This window comes from Catenulispora pinisilvae (genome assembly GCF_015356865.1).
Lineage (GTDB): Bacteria > Actinomycetota > Actinomycetes > Streptomycetales > Catenulisporaceae > Catenulispora > Catenulispora pinisilvae.
The window spans coordinates 14,522-31,547 of record NZ_JAAFZA010000021.1 but is presented as its reverse complement, the minus strand read 5'-3'; the positions used below and the strand labels follow the sequence as shown (position 1 = coordinate 31,547).

Here is a 17,026-nt window from a genome sequence, read left to right as displayed (position 1 = left end):
CGGCCCCGGGACGCGGTTGCCGTGTCTCGGGGCCGTAGAAATGAACGTGCTGATCGGGCGCGAAGGCCAGGTCATCCAGATCAGTCCAGATCAGTCCAGGTCAGGCGTCTTCGCGTAGGTAGAGGTCGCGGAGCAGGCCGATCTCGCCGCCGTGGTGCGCGACTTCGTCCAGGGCGTGCAGCGCGAGCTTCAGGTAGCTCTCCTTGCCGAACTCGCCGCCGAGCCCCATGGGTTCGAGCAGGCGCTTGTCGCCGAGGGCTGCGATGCGGGTGGTGAACCGCTCCCAGTCCTCGGCGAGTTCCTGCAGGCCCTCCTTCGCGGTGCCCGGCCACTCGTGGCGGTCGCCGAGGGCGGGGACGTCCTCGAAGAAGTGGATCAGGTAGCCGCGCAGGCAGAGGTTTCCGATGTGCCAGACGCGCCAGGCGATGGTGGTGACCGGCTCGGGTATGCCAGGAGTCGGTTCCGGGATCAGGGTGTCCACGCGGAAGACGCCGTCGGCTCCGGGGCTGATGGTGAGGCTGTCGGGGACCGGCTCCCACAGGTACTCGGCGTCGGTCAGGCCTTCCAGCCGCGCGAACAGCCGGTATCGCACGTCCTCGAAGACCGCCAGCAGGTCGCGGGTGACAGGGTCGGAAACGGTCATATCAGCTCCTGGATTCGGCGGCATGTTCTGGTTGATCAGTGTTGATCAGTATGGTCGCCGCGGTCCCGGGCCGCCGCGGCGTACTGCGCCGGCGGCACCCCGAACGCCGCCGTGAAGTCCCGGGTCAGATGCGCCTGGTCGGCATACCCGAGGTCGGTGGCGAGTTCGGCCCAGTCGATCCGTTCGCGGTGTGCGATCCGCTCCCCGGCCTCGTAGAGCCGGTAGCGGCGCAGGAACCACTTCGGGCCGATGCCGACGTGTTCGGTGAAGGCCCGCTGGAGGGTGCGGACGCCGACGCCGGCGGCGCGCGCCAGGTCCTCCACCCGGGTCAGGTCGCGGTCGCGCACGGCCAGTTCGGCCCACTCGGTGGTGGCCTCGCAGTCCTGCCGCTCGGCCGGGACGCGCTCGGCGAGGGCGGCGTCGGCCGTCGTGGCGAGGTGTTCGGCCGGCACGTCCAGCTCGCCGACCAGCGGTACCAGCAGCGCCTCCAGCTCGGCCAGGGCCGGGACCTGCGCCAGCGGGAGCTCGGTGTCGGTGAGCTTGGTCAGCGGGCCGTCGAAGAAGGGGGCGAAGGCGGCGGGACGGAACATGACGCCCAACCCGCGTCCCTGACCCTCCAACGTGATCGAGAACCGCCCGGTGTCCACCCCGCTGACGATCGCCCGGTCCGCCTCGAACACCACATTGACCACCGGATGGACCAACACCTGCTGCTCGTGCCGCACCCCCGGCGGCAGCCGCCACGTGGAGATCCAGTACCGGTCCACAAAGCGCGCCGGGCCGTCGGTCGGCGGGAAGCGGTCCAGGCTGAAGACGGTGTGCGCGGCCGCCGGGTGCACGATGCCGCGGCTGTCTTCCTGCACCGGCTTGACCTGGAGTTCGGGCATGAGGCCAGGCTATGGCACGGGTCCGACACTGACGATCGGTGCTGCTGAACCATCGGTGCTACTGACCGCTACTGATGACTGCCAGTGACGATGAGCGCCGGCCACTGACGCGTTTCTTCAAGACGCACCGCGCCGCCCGCCATAGCGTCGGGGTATGAGCACCATTCACGAGCAGTTGACCGAGGCCGCCGACGAGGCCGCGCGCATCGTCGCCAATACCAAGCCCGATCAGTTCGGCGACAAGACCCCCTGCACACAGTGGGATGTCAAGGAGCTGCTGAACCACCTGATGCTGTGGACGTCGTACTCCTTCGAGCGCCGCGCCCGCAGCGAGCAGGTCGGCCCCGACCTGATGGAACGCGACTTCACCGCCGACCCCGACTACGCCGCCCGCTACCGAGCCCAACTGGACCGTGCCCTGACCGCCTGGACCCCCGCCGAGGTGTGGCACAGCGAGATCGACACCGGCAGCGGCAAGACCCCGGCCCCGCAGATCGCCGAGATGATCCTGATGGAGATGGTCCTGCACGCCTGGGACCTGGCCACCGCGACCGGCCAGCCCTACGCGGTCTCCGACCAGGTCGCCGCCACCGTCGGCAAGGCGGTCGAGGCCTCCGCGGAGATGTACCGGCAGTACGACGGCTTCGCCGCCGAGGCGCCGGTCGGTGCGGACGCGACGGCGCTGGACAAGGCGCTGGCGGTGTCGGGGCGGAGGCCGTAGCTGTAGCTGAGGTCGTAGCCGCCGCCGGGGGTGGTAGGAGGCGGGTGGTAGGTGGGGAATGATCGATCGCCGTGTGGGGTCGGCGATCGATCATCGCCTGTTGCTCGGCGCTACGCGGAGGAACTGCGGGGTGTTCGGGGTTCGGATCCCTTTCCGGGTGCTGGAGTTTGCGGGCCGGGTTGCTGTTGGTGTGGGTTTCAAAGCTTTTTACGGCCTTCGGTTATGGTTGTGCCGGTTCGGGGTTCGGGTCGGTGGGTGTGTTTGTCGGCTGCCGGTTTCCGCGTTCACGACCCCGCCGCACCTCAGGCCTCTTCAACTCCGGCAAGTTGGATCAAGAGCCAGGTCAACAGCAAGATCAACAGCCAGGTCACAGGCAAGATCAACTGCACAAGCAAGATCAAGAGCCAGATCAAGGTCAAAAACTGTGATGAAGGGCCCGGCGCCTCCGGCGGGGGCTCTTGGCTCCCTCGGGGAACTGGCGCGGTTCCATAGGGTGGCTGGGTCAGGGCCCTGCGCCTGCGGTTTGTGAGGTGGTTGCGGTCCGTTCCCCTCGGTCGCGTCGTCAGCCCCAAGGGGTACAGCACCGGTGTCCGGGAGTAAAGTCCGCGCGCTTGCGGTCGGGCCTGCAAGCTGCGGTTTGTATAGCGCGAACTTGACTCCCGGCCACCGGCGCTGTAGGCGAAGCCCTGCCGACGCGACCGAGGGGAACGAACCGAAAACCGACCGGATAAGTACAAGACTGGTGGTGCGGTACCGGCGACTCGGCGAGTTCGGCTGCCGGTCCAGGTGCTGACAACGCGGCAGTCCCGAGAATGCGCATCTTGGGCTGGCGAGTGCGGGCGCGGACAGCAACATCTGCCGGGGATGTCGACAGTCGACACCCGACAGTCGACACCCGACAGTCGACAGTCGGCGGCTGGCTGCTGCGAGCGCAGCTGGTCCGTTGCCGCATACCGCACCCGGGCACGCCGTCGACCAGCTGCCCACCGGCCCGTCGCCACAACCTCACCGACGGCCGCATCGCTGAGCTGCGTCTACGGGCCCTGCGGTTGCTATTCTTCCGGTCGGTTTTCGGTTCGTTCCCCTCGGTCGCGTCGGCAGGGCTTTGCCTACAGTGCCGGTTCTCGGGAGTCAAGTTCGCGCTGTACGCAGCCGCCGCCTCCACGCCCGACCGCAGCGCGCGGACTTTACTCCCGGGGTTCGGCGCTGTACCCCTTGGGGCTGACGACGCGACCGTGGGGAACGGACCGCAACCACCTCACAAACCGCCGCCGCAGGGCCCTAGCCGGACCACCCTATGGAGCAGCGCCAGTTCCCCGAGGGAGCCGAGAGCCCCCGCCGGAGGCGCCGGGCTCTTCATCACAGTTTTTGATCTTGATCTTGCTTGGGCTCTTGCTGTTGATCTTGCTTGAGTTCTTGATCTTGATCTAGCCCCTGGTTCAGACCTGCTGGAGTCGAAGAGGCCTGAGGTGAGGCGGGTTCGTGAACGCGCAAACCGGCAGCCGACAAACACACCCACCAACCCGAACCCCGAACCGGCACAACCATAACCGAAGGCCGTAAAAAGCTTTGAAATCCACAGCTCAACAGCAACCCGGCCAGCAAACTCCAGCCTGCCCCAAAAGCACCGCCCCGTACCGCAACGGAAGCCGCCGCTCAGGCGACCGCAACGCAAGCCGCCACTCAAACGACCGCAACACTCCCAGCCAGCTGTAGATCCCCCAAGAAAGCCAGCACGTCCTTCGCCTCCTCGGCCGCCAGCTCCTGGAACTGCGCCAGCGCCCGCTTCGCCATCGCCGCTGCGGCACCCCGCTCCGCAGCCCGCGCCCGCGCCAGTGCCAGCAGCGCCAGGCCCTCGTGGTAGCGGTCGCCGGCGGCCTGTGTGATCTGCAACGCTCGTACCAGGCAGCCTTGGGCGGCGCCCGCGTCGCCGAGTCCGGTGTGGGCCAGGCCCAGGTTGATCAGGAGGTTCGCCTTCAGTAGCGGGCTGCCGCAGGCGTGTGCGTCGATGAGGCCGGTCTCGGCGTGTGCGACTGCCTCGGGCCAGCGGCCGGTCTCGGCGTAGAGCTCGCAGAGCACGTCCTCGGCTGCCGCGCGGTGATAGCCGTCTTCGCGTTCCCCGGCCAGCGCCACTGCTTCCAGCGCGGCAGCCAGCCCCTCCTCGTAGGACTTCGACACCCGCAGCACCGAAGCAAGCGTGCTCAGCAGGCTGACCCGCAGCAACGGCTCGTCGGAGGCGTTCAGCAAGTCCAGTCCCGCGCACAGATCCGCTACCGCCGCATCCGTCTGCCCGGTGCGGCAATGCGCGACGCCCATGTGGTTCAACAGCACCGCACGTGCCCGCCGATCGCCCGATGCCTCGGCCGACCGCATCGCGATCCGCAGCAGTTCCAGCCAGTCCGCCGCCGATCCGCTCGCATAGAAGTAGTCGAACATCAGGTACGTCAGGCGCCATGTGGACAGGTGATCGGCCGACCGTGCGGTGCTTCGGATGAGTGCGCTGATATTCGGCCACTCCTGTGCACACCAGCGCAGGAATTCGCCCTGGCTGCCAAACGGTCGCGGCTCGTGCTGGAAGCCCTCCGGCTCGAAGTCAGGACCAACCTCCACGATCCGCTGCCGTCCCGCACCCACCACCTGCGAAAGCGTCGCCGCGTACCAAGCGCTCACCCGATCCCGCGCCGCCCGGACCTCGCCGTCGCGCAGGCCGCGTGCCAGCTCCCTGATATACGTCCGGGTCAAGTCGTGCATCGTATAGCGATCGCCGTGCTGCTCCAGCAGGTGCTGCGCACTGAGCTTCTGCAACACCTCCGTGGCCTCGGCGACCGACACATCCAACAACGCAGCCGCGCAATAGCGCCCGATGCTCACGCCCGGGAACGCCCCGAGCATCCGGCAGGCGCGCGCCGTGTCCGCGTCCAGCGCGTCGAACGAGCACGCCATGACGCTGCGCACCGAGCACAGGTCGTCGTTCTCCAACCGCAGCGTGTCCAGCCGCTGATGCGCGTCCTCCAGGTTTCCGACCAGATCCGCGATCCGCCCGTCGGTGACCGTCACCAGCTGCTCGGCCGCGATCCGCAACGCGAAGGGCAGGTGGTCGCACAGCTCCGCCAGCCGCCGTGCCGCCCCGACCTCGGCGTTGACGCGCTCCGCGCCGACCGCGTCGGCCAGCAGTCCCAGCGCCTCGGCCACCGGCAGCGGGGCCAGTGTGACCCGGCGGGCGGCGTACTTCACGGCCAGCCGGCCGAGGCGTTCCCGGCTGGTGACCATCACGAAGCTGGAACCGGTGCCCGGCAACAGATCCTCGACCTGTTCGGCCGACCGTGCGTTGTCCAGCAGCACCACCATCCGGCGTCCGGCCACCATGCTCCGCCACAACGCCACCCGCTGCTCGTGTTCGGCCGGGACAGTCGAGACGCCCAATGACGCCAGCAGCTGGTGCAGTGCGGCCGAAGGGGTCAGTGCCGGATGCGTCGGGTCGAAACCGCGCAGGTTGATGTAGATCTGGCCGTCCGGGTACGCCGAGCGCAACAGATGCCCGCAGCGCACGGCCAGGGTGGTCTTGCCGATGCCGCCGACCCCGACCACCATCACCACCCGCGGCGACGAGGCATCGTCGGGGCCCGCGTGCTCCAGGACCTGCTGTACCTCGTCCGCCCGGCCGATGAACGACGCGCTGTCCCGGGGTAGCTGTGCCGGCAACGTCGGCGACGGCTCGGCGGCCGGGAGGCTCCGCAGGCTTGGTAGATCGGGCAGCTTGGGCAGCTCGGGTAGCTTCGGGAGGTCCGCGAGGTCCGCGAGGTCCGGGAGCACCGGCGGCGCCACAGACCCGACAGCTGTAGCCCCAACAGCCACAGCCCCGAGCGGACGCAGCAAATCCGTCGCCCGACCACGCCGACCGGGCGCGTCCTGAGCCAGGATCGCCATCTGCACCGCCCGCGTCGAAGCCTCCGGCTCGATCCCCAGCTCGTCGGCCAGCACCCGGTGCAGCATCTGATACTGCGCCAACGCGTCAGCGGTCCGGCCGCTGCGATGCAACGCCATCATCAGTGCCGACCGCAGCCGTTCGTCGAACGGATGCGCCCGCGCGTGCCGCTCCAACTCGTCGGCCGCCGCCGCGAAATCCGCGGACCGTGCGTCCCCGGCGTCGACCATCAGCTCGGTCCGGTCCACCAGCAGCCGCAGCCGCATGTTCGCCAACCGGGCCCGCTGCTCGGCGGCGAACGGCCCCGGCAGTGCTTCGAGTGGTCGGTCGCTACGCCACAACGCCAACGCCGAATCCAAAGCGGCGATGGCGCTCGGCCGGTCGCCGCCGTCGCGAGTCGTCCGGGCCCGGGCCGCCGACTGCTCGGCGCGGTTCAGGTCCAGCGCTTCGGGCGACAGCCGCAGCAGATAGCCGGAGCTGCCGCCGGCCAGGACATCGCCGAGTCCTGACAAAGCCCGTCGCAGCCCGGAGACGTAAGTGTGCAGGTTGCCCGCGGCGGTCATCGGGGCGTCCTCGCCCCAGATCCGGTCGATCAGCTCCCCGCGCGCCACCACCGTGTTCGCGGCCATCGCCAGCACGGCGAACGCCGCCCGCTGCTTCGGCGCGCCCAGGCTGATCTCCCGGTTCCCGGCGTACGCCCGCAGCGGACCCAGGACCTCGACGCGGAGCCGTCGACCGCCGTCTTCCATGCGCGCGTCCCTCCCTGCCGATCCGCTTCCCGCCGGCGAATGTTGCTTCGCCTGTGATTCGGAGTGGTATTCGCATTGTTTACGCTTGGATCGGTGTCAGGTCAAGGTGTCAGTGGTCTGACGTGGCCACGGAGGCCGTGTTCGAGCAGGTTTGCGCCAGACGCGCCAAGGCCGCGCGCTCCGGGTCGATCCCGGAGAACGCGGCCCTGGCGGCACCTCAGGCGTGTTCCAACGGCCGCTTCCCGTGCAGCCGCACCGGCTCACCCAGCAGCCCGGTGTCCAGCGTCCCGGTGGCATCGGCGACCAGTCGCCAACTGGCGTTCTTCAGGCTGCCCAGCACCACCACCGACCACCGGCCGTCCGCCGTGCCGGCCAGGGTGCTGATCCGCTCCGGCTCCCGGCCGCCCGGCGCGCGCGCCAACACCAGCACGCCGCCGTCGGCCTCGTCCAGAATCGCCGCCGCGGCCTCGATGTTCGGCGCGTCCTCGACCCCGGGCATCTCCCCGGAGGCAGAGCCAGAACTGGAACCGGAACCGGAACCGGCAGCACTAGCACCAGAACCGAACCCGATCCGCAGCACCACGGTCCCGCGCGACCAAGGACTGCCGGACAGCTCGCGGACCCAGTCCGCGACCAGTGTCCGGGCCAGGCGCGCGTCGCCCTCCAGGCTGATCACGCCGTGTGCCTCGGCCAGGTTCAACAGAACCCTGCCTTGGTCGGAATCGCCGGTGGAGACCAGCCGCGGATACGGCGCGGGCAACGCGTCGTCGACCGGCGCGCTCTGGAGCAGCCGCAGCGGCGCGGCCCACGACCGGCCCTGGTGCTCGGCGCTCCAGCCGTCCGGCGGCTGCTCGTCCGGGCGGGCCAGCCGCAGCGTGAGGGTGTCGGTGCCGACCACGACCGCCGCGACGCCCGGCAGCGGACGCCCGGCCTGCACGCAGGCGGTGGCCAGGGTGCGCAGCACCCGGTCGATGGTCCACGCCGCCGCGTCGTCCCGGGGCGCGGCCGGACTCGGCTTGCGGGACCGGCGCCCGCGCATCCCCGCGCCCAGCTTGGCGAACAGCCCGGCCCGCAGCGCCCACCACACCAGGGCCGCGATCACCAGCACCGGCACCGCGATGGCCAGTATCAACACCACAGGACTGCTCGACGAGCTATTGGACTTCGACGAAGCCGGGGCAGAGGCGGGGGCCGAGGCCGGCGCGCTGTGCGAGGCGCCGGCGCCGGTACTCGCCGAGCCGGTCGTGGTCGGCGCCACGGCTGAGCCCTGAGAAGGTGCCGGCTGTCCGGGCGGTGCCGGTCCTAGGAACGGCAGCGGACCGGCGATGAGCCCGTCGCCCTTGGCGTCGTCGGGCAGCTTGACGAACCAGCCGGGGGTGAGCTTCGCCGGGTCGGTCAGCAGCTGGCCATCAGGCTCCTGACGGTTCTTGTTGAGCGCGAAGATGTCGGTCGAGCGGGCCCCGTTGCCCAGGAACCGCTGTGCGATCTCGGCCAGGAACTCCGGCTTGCCCTTGTAGCCGTTCGCGATCCAGTAGTACTTCACCGGCGTGCCGCTCGGGTCGAAGTGCAACGTCGGGAGCACACCGGTGATGACGCCTTCCCCCTTGGCGTCGTTCGGCAGTTGCAGAAGCCAGCCGGGGGAGATCTTCGTCGGATCGGCCACCGTGGTGCCGTCCGGCTCCAGATGCCCCTTGTTCAGGTCGAAGATGTCGGTCGAGCGGTTCCCGTTGCCCAGGAACCGCTGCGCGATCTCGAACAGGAACTCCGGTTGCCCCTGGTAGCTGCTGCTCACGACGTAGTACTTCACGGGGGGCGGCGCCTGGGCCGCCCGGGCCGGCGCCGACCACGCTCCGGCCAGCAGGAATAGCGCGGCCGCGACGACGGACGTCAGGGCGCGGCGCAGCACGGTCACCGACATCGGGGCCTCCTGCCTCACGGGCGGTTCACTTCGTTTGAATCGTTGGCCCGGCCGGGCCTGGGTGTCAACGCAGGACCCTGGGTCCCTGGACCCATACGCGCAGATCAGAGCCTGGCCCGGGGGCCGGGCCCGCGCCTAGCGTGTCCGGTGTCCGCCGCACACATGTGTCGACGCACCAGCGCCCGGCACCGTTTCGAAGGGAGCATCCACCGATGCCGAACCTCAACGTCACCTACGGGGAGATGTCGGATGCCGCGACCCGGATGCGCAACGACAAGGCCGACATCGACTCCAAGATCGCCGAGTGCAAGAGCATCGTCGACACCCTGACCGCCTCCGGCTTCGTCACCGACCAGGCCTCCGGCCGGTTCGACGACGTCCACAACGAGTTCGTGACCTCCGCGAACCAGCTGATGGACTCGCTGGACCAGCTCTCGCAGTGGCTGGACAAGGCGGTCTCGGCGATGCAGGACATGGACACGCAGATGGCGCAGTCCCTGCCGCAGAAGTGACCGGGATCTGAATCAGCACTCTGGCTCAATCAGCGGATCTGGGAGAGGCGACCGCCATGCGCATGCTGATCACCGTGGCCCGGCCGGCGGGCCGGTCGCATGACGTCGTGGTGGACGCCGATCCCACGACCCCGGTCCGGGACGTCGTCAAGGGGCTGCTGGACGTGGTCGGCGCGGACGCCGCGGCCGACGCTGCCGAGGCCGTGTTCCTCGACGGCGTCCGCGTGGACCTGTCCGGCCCGCTGGGCACCGCCGGGATCCACGACGGCGCGGTCCTGTGGCTGGGTGCCCCCGGCGAGGCCGGGGAGCCCGGCCGTCCGGCGGCGTCCGGTTCCGGTCTGGTCACCATCCGCGCCGTCGCCGGCGTGGACAGCGGCCGGGTCTGGCATCTGGGCGCCGGCGTGCACCAGATCGGCTCGGACCCCTCGTGCGCGGTCCGGCTCGGTTCGGGCCAGCCCGGCGTCGTGGCCACGGTCCGGGTCAGCCTCGACGCCTCGGTCCGGATCCGGCCCGTCTTCCTGCGCGAGCCGCCGGAACTGGACCGGGTGCCGCTCGCCGACGCCGAGACCGAGACCGACTGGCCCGAGACCGTGCAGGTGCGGATCGGCGAGAGCCGTTACGAACAAGGCGCGGTCCGCCAGCCCGACGCGATGATCGAGGTCTCGCCGGAAGGCGAGTGGCTGGACTACAACCGGCCGCCGCGGCTGCTGCCGCCGGAGGCCCGCAACGCTTTCCGGCTCCCCGCCGAGCCGCCGCCGGCCCGTCAGAGCCCGCTGCCGTGGATCACCGCCCTCATGCCGGTCGGCCTGGGCGTGGTGATGACGGCCATCCTGCACAACACCAGCTATCTGCTGATGGCCGGGTTCTCGCCGGTGATGATGGTCGGCAACTGGCTCAACGGCCGCCGCACCGGCAAGGTCGGGCACCGCCGGATGCAGGCCGAGTTCGTCGAGCAGCTGGCCTCGGCCGAACAGGAGGTCGACCGCGCGATGGATCTGGAGCGGTTGCGGCTGCGGTCCTGGAGTCCGGACGCCGCCGAACTGCTGCTGATCGCGACCGGTCCGCGAAGTCGTCTGTGGGAGCGGCGTCGTAGCGATCCCGACCACCTCCTGGTCCGGGTCGGCCTGGCCGATCTGGACAGTTCGGTGGTGGTCGAACAGGTCGACGGCGCGCAGCGCACCTCGCAACACCGCACGGCCCACGACGCCCCCGCGGCGTTCTCCATCGCGCAGGCCGGTGTGGTCGGCGTGGCCGGGCGCGGGGAATGGCCGCGGCGCATGGCCCGCTGGCTGGTCGGCCAGATCGCGGTTCTGCAAAGCCCGCGCGACCTCCAGCTCTACGTCCTCACCGACCCCGCCGGCGACAGCCTGTGGGACTGGGCCACGTGGCTGCCGCACGCCCGCCCCAGCCTGGGACAACGAGCCCTGACTCTGGTCGGCGCGGACGCCGAGACGCTCGGCCATCGCGTCGCAGAACTCGGAGATCTGATCGCCGCGCGCCAGCGGGCCCGGCTCGATTCCGGCTCCGGCGCGGGCCGGGTGGACCCGGACCTGGTCGTCGTCCTGGACGGCGCGCTGCGGCTGCGCGCGCTGCCCGGCGTCGTCACGGTCCTGCGCGAGGGCCCGGCGGTCGGCGTGTACAGCATCTGCGTCGACGCCGACGAGCGCACGCTGCCCGAGGAGTGCACGACGATCCTGGCCGGCGGCATCCCCGGCCAGCCGGTGAGCCTGCGCCAGCAGCGGGCCGCGCGGATCGACGCGATCCTGGCCGACGACGTGAGCGCCGAGTGGTATCCGGTGGTCGGCCGCCGCCTGGCGCCGCTGCGCGACGTCAGCGAGGTGGCCGGCGGTATGGCGCTGCCGGACGCGGCCCGGCTGCTGGATCTGCTGGACCTGGCCGACCCGAGCCCGGCGGTGCTCAGCGGACGCTGGCATGCCGCAGGCCGCAGCACCAAGGCGGTCATCGGCGCCTCGCTCGACGGCCCGTTCGCCCTGGACCTGGTCGCGCACGGCCCGCACGGCCTGGTCGCCGGGACGACCGGCTCGGGCAAGTCAGAGTTCTTGCAGAGTCTGGTCGCCTCGCTCGCGGTGGCCAACCGGCCGGACGCGATGACCTTCGTCCTCGTGGACTACAAGGGCGGCGCGGCTTTCAAGGACTGTGTCGACCTCCCGCACACCGTCGGCATGGTCACCGACCTGGACACCCATCTGGTCGAGCGCGCGCTCACCTCGCTGGGCGCGGAGCTGACGCACCGCGAGCGGCTGCTGGCCGCCGCCGGGGCCAAGGACCTGGAGGACTACCTCGACTACGCCACCCGGCGGCCGGACCTGGCGCCGATCCCGCGGCTGCTGATCGTCATCGACGAGTTCGCCTCGATGGTCCGCGAACTGCCGGACTTCGTCACCGGTCTGGTGAACGTCGCCCAGCGCGGCCGGTCCCTGGGCATCCACCTGATCCTGGCCACCCAGCGGCCGTCCGGCGTGGTGTCCGCCGAGATCCGGGCCAACACCAACCTGCGGGTGGCGCTGCGGGTCACCGACGCGGCGGAGAGCACCGACGTCATCGACGCCCGGGACGCGGCGAACATCTCGCCCACCCACCCCGGCCGCGGCTACGCGCGTCTGGGCCACAGCTCCCTGCTGCCGTTCCAGACCGGCCGGGTCGGCGGCCGGCGGCCGTCCAAGGACCGCTCGGTCTCCGCCCCCGCGCCGTTCCTGCGTCCGGTGGACTGGCTGGATCTGGGCCGGCCGGCGCCGGAGCGGCCGGCCGCGGTCACCGAGACCGACGTGGTCACCGACCTGTCGGTGCTGGTCTCCGCCCTGCGTCAGACCACTGATCTGCTCGGCCTGCCCGAGCAGCGCCGCCCTTGGCTGCCGCCGCTGCCGACGGCCCCGGTGGTGGAACTCGCCACCGAGCCGACGCCGGCGGAGTCCGGCGAGCCGGTGTTCTCCTGGGCGATCCAGGACCTTCCGGCGGCGCAGGCGCAGGAGCCGGTCGCCATCGATCTGGCCACGTTCGGCCACTTCCACATCATCGGCGCGCCGCGCTCGGGCCGGTCCCAGACGCTGCGCACCATCGCGGCCGCCGCGGCCAGCGCCGCCTCGGTACCGGACCTGCACCTGTACGGCCTGGACTGCGGCAACGGCGCGCTGCTGCCGCTGAGCAAGTTCCCGCACTGCGGCGCGATCGTGCAGCGCTCGGAGACCGAACGCGCCTCCCGGCTGCTCAAGCGGCTGCACGCCGAGGTGATGAACCGGCAGCGGATCCTCGGCGAGGGCGGGTTCGCCGACCTCACCGAGCAGCGTCGGGCCGGTGCGCCGGAGGAACGGCTGCCGCACATCATGCTGCTGCTGGACCGCTGGGAAGGGTTCATGGGAACGCTCAGCGAGCACGACAACGGCTCGCTGACCGAGATCATCCACACCCTGATGCGCGAGGGCGCCAGCGTCGGCGTGCACGTGGTGATCGCCGGTGACCGGACCCTGATGTCCGGACGTATCAGCTCCCTGACCGAGGACAAGCTGGTACTGCGACTGCCGGACAAGTCCGACTACTCGCTGGTCGGCCTGAACCCGCGCACGATCCCGGAGAACATGGCGCCCGGCCGGGGGTACCGCTCGATGGGCGCCACCGAGACACAGGTCGCCCTGGTCGCCGCCGATCCCTCCGGGCCGGCACAGGTCGCCGCGCTGCGGGCACTGGCTTCCCGGCTGACCGACCGCGAGGCCGACGTCCCCAAGAACCAGCGGCCCGGCCGGATCGCGGTGCTGCCGGCGCAGCTGACGTTCCAGGAGGCGTGGGGCTATCTCGAAGAGGAACGCAAACAGCCCTGGGCGCTGCTCGGCGTCGGCGGCGACGAGTTGGAGCCGGTGGGCGCGACCCTGTTCGGCGACCGGCCGACGTTCCTGATCGCCGGCCCCTCCGGATCCGGACGCAGCACCGCGCTCGGGGTGATGGCCGAATCGCTGCTGCGCACCGGCGCCGAGATCGTGATCGGCGCGCCGAGCGCGACGCCGCTGAGCGCGCTGGTCGGCCGCCCGGGCGTCCGCGGCCTGGTAAACGCTTCGGACCCCGTCGAGGAGGAACTGTCCGCGCTGCTCGACCCGGGCGAGGGCCCGGTGGTGCTGATCATCGACGACGGCGAGGCCTGGCGCGAGTGCCGGGCCCGGGAATGGCTGCGGGCCTACGTCCGTTCCGGTTCGGGCCGCAACAGAGGCCTGATCCTCGGCGGCGAGATCGGCTCGGTGGCGATGGGCTTCTCCGGCTGGCAGGCCGAGGTGAAGAAGAACCGCCGCGGCGCGCTGCTGTCCCCGCCCGAGCTGAGCAACGGCGACCTGGTCGGCATCCGGCTGGCCCGCTCCCAACTGGCGCCGCGGGTGGTGCCCGGCGCCTGTCTGGTGCACCTCGGCGACGGCGTCCTGACCACCGCGCAGATCCCGACCATGAGTCCCAACCAGAACCGGAACCAGAACCCGAACAAGGAGTCCTGATGGCCGACCTCATCGTCCGAGACGACCTGGTGAGCCTGCTCAACGATCTCAATTCGCTGATCGGCGAGTTCGAGGGCGCGCTGGACTTCCAGAACGAGGACAAGGGCCTGTGGGGCCAGCAGAACGCCAACTCCTCGATGGGCGACTTCGCCGCCAATTGGCGGATCCACCGCGACTCCATGGTCAAGGACATGAAGTCGCTGCGGGACTCGGTCGACAAGATCAACCAGGCTTGGCAGCAGGGCGACCAGCAGCTCGCCGACAGCCTGAACCAGCAGTCGTGACCCGGCGGGAGGAACCGTGAGCATCCGCAATCTGGGGAGCTGGGAGGCGCTGGGCCTGGGCTCCGACCCGGTCCACGCCGACCCGGACGAGATCGCCTCGGCCCAGCAGCGCTACCAGAACATCGCCTCCACCATCGACGATGCCGTGTCCCGGCTACAGAAGGTGATGGACGACAACTCCGACGGCCTGGTCGGCCAGTACATCGACGGGCTCCGCAAGAGCGCGGGCTCGCTGCACGACGAGCTGCAGAAGGCCGGCGTCCGCTACCACGACGTCACCGACCAGATCAAGATCTACGAGCCCGAGCTCCAGACCGGCCTGGACGAGACGGCCGCGGCGCTGAACGACGCGAACAACGCCGCGGGCCAGCAGAAACAGGCGACGTCGATGCCCGACCCGCAGAAGGGCACGGACGGCACCGTCACGCCGCAGGAACAGCAGAAGGGCACTGACAAGACCAACGCCGAGAACCAGGCCAACGACGCGCTGTCCGCCGCCAAGAACCGGCTCAACAACGCCCTGGACCAGCTGAACGTGGCCGGCAAACGGTTCGGCGACGCCGTCAACAGCAAGAACTACCACGACGGCCTGACCGACACCTGGAAGGACAAGCTCGACGAGATCCTGGGCTGGTTCAGCAAGATCCTGGGCTACATCGGCATGGCGCTCGGCGCGCTGGCGCTGCTGGTCCCCGGGCTGGACGTGGTCGTCTTGGCCGGCGTGGTGGTCGGCGCGGCGTCGCTGATCGTCAACTCGATCCTCTACGCCGACGGCAAAGGCAGCGTGCTGGACGTCATCTTCGGCGCGGTGGGCCTGGGCCTGGGCTTCATCGGAATCGGGGCGGCCCAGCTGGCCAAGGGGCTGGCCAACGACGCCAAGGCGCTCGCCGGCCTCACCGGGCGGCCGGGCGCGCCGCAGCTCGGCTTCGCCGACAACACCTTCGGCGGGGATCTGAACAACATCCCGCTGCGCCCCATCGGCCCGGCCCCGTCCAATATGAACGACCAGTTCATGATCGACCCGGTGACCAACGCGGCCACCAAGTGGGACCACATGTCCGACTGGTACAACAACCCCGTCACCAACAGTGCCCTGAGCTGGCTCGGCGGCAAGGCCGGCAACCTGCCCGGCATGCTGGGGTTCTACGGCGGCAAGATGGGCGCCGTGCCCGAGATCGGGTTCTGGGGGTCGGCCGGCAAGCAGATCGGCGACGCCTGGAACATGTGGAAGGGCCTGGGCACCAACCCCCTGAAGAGCATCGCCGACTGGGCCGGCGTGCTCGGCGGCTGGAGCGGCTACAAGGGCCTGGCCGGGATCATGGGCGCCGTCGGCGGCAAGATCAACCCGGCCTGGTACGTCTGGGGCGGTTTCAACGCGATCTTCGGCCTGGGCATCGGCATCTCCTACACCGGCGGACGCGAGTCCGGCCTGATCCCCGCAGTGAACCCCTGATGGCGGTAAGGAGATGACAGCCATGACAGCGGACGATGATTCGGCCGAGATCACAGTGCCCTGGTTCTGGGGCCGGGTCCCCGACCCCGGCGCCACCGAGGACGAACAGAGCGCCTGGGCCGACGGTGTGGTCGAGATGTTCACCGAGTGGACCCGCGAGGGCTGGGGCGAGGAGTTCCGCCAGAGCTGGATCGCCGAGGAGAACCTCCCCGAGGACTACCCCTTCACCGCCGACAACGTCGGCCGCGGCATCGCCCGCTGGCTGACCGCCCGCGCCGCCACCCTCCCGGTCTGGCAGCGCATGGCCTGGGGCACCGCCTTCATCCAGGGCTGGCCGCGCTGGTCGCCGGTGCCGGTGGTGGTCGAGTACCGGGCACCGGTCGCCGACGACCCGATCTACCTGATGGAACTCGTCGGGGCCGACTCCGGCGGCGGCGAGCCGGCGTCGTCCGACGGCGGCCTGGGCCTGGGCCGGCAGATCGAGTACGTCAGCACCCCGTACGGCGACGGACTCCGCGTGCTCAGTGTGCAGCGCACCAACGACCACCTCGCCTACGGCCGCTTGGACGCGGCGATGCGGCTGGACTGGCCCGCCGCGGATGACCGGCCGGCGGCGCGGGTGGACGTGCTGCTCACGACCCGGGTGATGGATCTCCAACTGATGGGACTGATCGGTCCGGGGGTGGACAAGCTGATGCAGCAGATCGCCGAGCATCCCAGGCCGATCGCGCCGGATCTGGAGCCCGCGGGCGGAGCCCGCCAGGAGGTGAACCGATGATCGACGTCGAACTGGTGCTGCCGGCCGGCTGGGCCGTCCTGCCGACCGCCCCGGACACCGAACGCGTGCGCAAGTGGGCCATCGACCGCATCATCGGGCGCGCCCTGCCGCCCACCCTGCCCCGCGACCGCGCCGAACCCTGGCGCCGCGAACTGCGCAAGCAACTCACCGCCAGCACCGACGAGGCCAGCCGCCAAGGCGCGCGCTGGGTCGTCCTGCCCCTGCGCGAGTTCAACAGCACCCGCATCCCGGGCTCGATGCTGATCACCATCCTGGAAGACCAGGACCCGCAGGACCCTGAGCAACTGCTGGCCTCGATCCTGGACGACGCCGGGCCGGACGGCTCGTGCGTCGACATCGGCGGCGCCACCGCCGCCCGGATCTCAGCCGTCATCCACCAGGAGATGTACGGCAGGGACACCGTCGGAGTCCGGGTGTCGTACTACCTGCCACACCCGGACCGCCCCGGCGTCTGGGGCCTGATGACGTTCTCCGTCCTGGCCGGGGCCGACGTCGACGACCCCGTGGTCCGCGCCATCGTGTTCCTGTTCGACACCATCGCCGCCACCCTGCGCTGGGTGGACCGCGATGCCGCGCCGACCCAGGACGAGGTGCTGGCGATGGTGACCGCTACGGTCGCGGAGCTGGAGGAGGTCGCCTCCTGAA

11 protein-coding genes are annotated in these 17,026 nt (G+C 70.4%); 7 read left to right on the top strand and 4 right to left on the bottom strand.

The genetic code is table 11. From position 1 onward, the window contains the following. Nucleotides 1-100: 100 nt before the first annotated feature. Nucleotides 101-643 (bottom strand): DinB family protein, encoded by a 543-nt coding sequence (locus IZR01_RS08475; RefSeq protein ID WP_194899616.1) that lies wholly within the window; start codon nucleotides 641-643, stop codon nucleotides 101-103. 35 nt (nucleotides 644-678) lie between these two features. Next, a complete protein-coding gene (locus IZR01_RS08470; protein ID WP_228559053.1) occupies nucleotides 679-1,530 on the bottom strand; it encodes a helix-turn-helix domain-containing protein in 852 nt (283 codons plus the stop codon). A gap of 154 nt (nucleotides 1,531-1,684) precedes the next feature. Here IZR01_RS08470 and IZR01_RS08465 point away from each other — a divergent pair, with 154 nt between their 5' ends. Continuing rightward, nucleotides 1,685-2,251: a TIGR03086 family metal-binding protein gene (locus IZR01_RS08465; RefSeq protein WP_194923499.1), complete on the top strand. Its 567-nt coding sequence runs from the start codon at nucleotides 1,685-1,687 to the stop codon at nucleotides 2,249-2,251. 1,683 nt (nucleotides 2,252-3,934) lie between these two features. Here IZR01_RS08465 and IZR01_RS52185 read toward each other — a convergent pair. After that, entirely contained in the window at nucleotides 3,935-6,925 is a 2,991-nt protein-coding gene (locus tag IZR01_RS52185) for an AfsR/SARP family transcriptional regulator (protein ID WP_194923498.1), read from the bottom strand. A 217-nt stretch (nucleotides 6,926-7,142) separates the two neighbouring features. Next, on the bottom strand, nucleotides 7,143-8,843 hold the full coding sequence (locus IZR01_RS08455; RefSeq protein ID WP_194923497.1) for a hypothetical protein: 1,701 nt from the start codon (nucleotides 8,841-8,843) through the stop codon (nucleotides 7,143-7,145). Nucleotides 8,844-9,055: 212 nt separating this feature from the next. On the opposite strand from IZR01_RS08455, the gene IZR01_RS08450 reads away from it, so the two are divergent. Genes IZR01_RS08450 through IZR01_RS08425 form a run of 6 tightly spaced genes read left to right on the top strand, consistent with a single transcriptional unit; the run spans nucleotide 9,056 to nucleotide 17,025 of the window. Beyond that, nucleotides 9,056-9,355: a WXG100 family type VII secretion target gene (locus tag IZR01_RS08450; protein ID WP_194894435.1), complete on the top strand. Its 300-nt coding sequence runs from the start codon at nucleotides 9,056-9,058 to the stop codon at nucleotides 9,353-9,355. A gap of 56 nt (nucleotides 9,356-9,411) precedes the next feature. Then, nucleotides 9,412-13,845 carry an FtsK/SpoIIIE domain-containing protein gene (locus tag IZR01_RS08445; RefSeq protein ID WP_194923496.1) on the top strand — a complete coding sequence of 1,478 codons (4,434 nt, stop codon included), beginning with the start codon at nucleotides 9,412-9,414 and terminating at the stop codon, nucleotides 13,843-13,845. Further along, complete coding sequence (locus IZR01_RS08440) at nucleotides 13,845-14,129, top strand: hypothetical protein (RefSeq protein WP_194894437.1); 285 nt, start codon at nucleotides 13,845-13,847, stop codon at nucleotides 14,127-14,129. Before IZR01_RS08445 ends, IZR01_RS08440 begins: the two co-directional genes overlap by 1 nt. Nucleotides 14,130-14,145: 16 nt before the next feature. Next, nucleotides 14,146-15,582, top strand: a complete 1,437-nt coding sequence (locus tag IZR01_RS08435) for a WXG100 family type VII secretion target (protein WP_194894438.1) — start codon at nucleotides 14,146-14,148, stop codon at nucleotides 15,580-15,582. Between the two features lie 22 nt (nucleotides 15,583-15,604). After that, nucleotides 15,605-16,360, top strand: coding sequence for a hypothetical protein (locus IZR01_RS08430; RefSeq protein WP_194923495.1), 756 nt, complete (start codon nucleotides 15,605-15,607; stop codon nucleotides 16,358-16,360). Continuing rightward, on the top strand, nucleotides 16,357-17,025 hold the full coding sequence (locus IZR01_RS08425; RefSeq protein WP_194894440.1) for a hypothetical protein: 669 nt from the start codon (nucleotides 16,357-16,359) through the stop codon (nucleotides 17,023-17,025). The genes IZR01_RS08430 and IZR01_RS08425 overlap by 4 nt, the downstream gene beginning before the upstream one ends. Nucleotide 17,026: the final 1 nt, after the last annotated feature.